This window comes from Streptomyces niphimycinicus, assembly GCF_018883605.1.
GTDB classification, from domain to species: Bacteria; Actinomycetota; Actinomycetes; order Streptomycetales; family Streptomycetaceae; genus Streptomyces; species Streptomyces niphimycinicus.
Genome location: NZ_JAHLEM010001248.1, coordinates 1 through 1212, shown reverse-complemented (window position 1 = coordinate 1212; position 1212 = coordinate 1). Strand labels below are relative to the sequence as shown.

Here is a 1212-nt window from a genome sequence, read left to right as displayed (position 1 = left end):
CCGGGCATCACGGTCACGGGCCGGGAGCCCGCCGCGACCGCTGCCGAGGACGGGCCGCCACCGGCCGCCGAGGTGCGGGTGTTCCCGCCGGTGCCGCTGGACGGCTGGCCCAAGGAGCTGGCCAAGCTCCAGGTATCCGGCACCGACCTGGACGACCCCGAGCCGCCGCCCGCCCCCGATCTCAGCGGTCCGGTGCTGTGGCTGAGCCCCCATGTGGAGATGTCCGCGGGCAAGGCGATGGCCCAGGCCGGACACGGCGCGCAGTTGGCCTGGTGGGAGCTGGACGACACGGTGCGGGCCGCCTGGCGCGAGGCCGGGTTCCCGCTGGCGGTGCGTACGGCATCGGCCGAGCGGTGGGACGAACTCACCACCAGCGGGCTGCCGGTGGTGCGCGACGCGGGGTTCACCGAGATCGCACCGGGGTCCTGCACGGTGGTGGCCGACCACCCGGCACTGCGGCGGCCGTAAGGCCGTGGGCCCGCACCGGGCTCCTTCCGCGCGCGTGACGGCTATCCGCCGTTTACCTCGGTAAACGGCGGCGATGCGCCGGACCGTGGAATCACGTCCGTGGGGCATGCGTTTGAGCCACCACGGACACCGGCGGCGTGCGGTGGACGCGATGGCAGGATGAGGGAATGGTGACGAATCAGCCGTGGTCAGAGCTCCACTGTGATCTCTTGGCGGCGCGGACGTACGTGTACGACCCGAGCGGTTTTGCCTGCTCACAGCCGGTGCCCGAGCCGGAGAGCGCCGAGTACGCGGCTCATGGGTTCACGCTCGACGGGCGGTCGGTCAGGTTCCGTGTGGCCAAGACCACCCCGACGAAGGTTGGCCAGTTCGTCACCGTCTGGCAGCGGTCGGCGGAGGGGCCGATCCGGCCCTTCGACGCCGACGACGGGGCCGACCTCATCGTCATCAGCAGCCGTGACAGCGGCCATTTCGGGCAGTTCGTGTTCCCGAGGGAGGTGCTGTGCGAGCGCGGGATCGTGTCCCGGAGCGGCTCCGCCGGGAAGCGAGGGTTCCGCGTCTACCCGCCGTGGGTGACCACGGCCAATCGCCAGGCACGCAGCACTCAGGCATGGCAGGTGAACTACTTTCTGCACCTCGACGAGGACGGGCTCGAGGACGGGCCTGTCGACCTGGCGCGCGCCCGCGCCCTCTACCGCGCGTAGATCCGGAACCACCGGCGGCGCGGCGGGCGGCCTTATGGCC

At 71.9% G+C, this 1212-nt stretch carries 2 protein-coding genes; both read left to right on the top strand.

What is annotated here, in order from left to right:
- On the top strand, positions 1-468 hold a 468-nt coding region (locus KN815_RS49145), incomplete at its 5' end, for a peptidyl-tRNA hydrolase (RefSeq protein WP_301184725.1).
- A 167-nt stretch (positions 469-635) separates the two neighbouring features.
- Positions 636-1172, top strand: coding sequence for a MepB family protein (locus tag KN815_RS49140; protein ID WP_216348209.1), 537 nt, complete (start codon positions 636-638; stop codon positions 1170-1172).
- Positions 1173-1212: the final 40 nt, after the last annotated feature.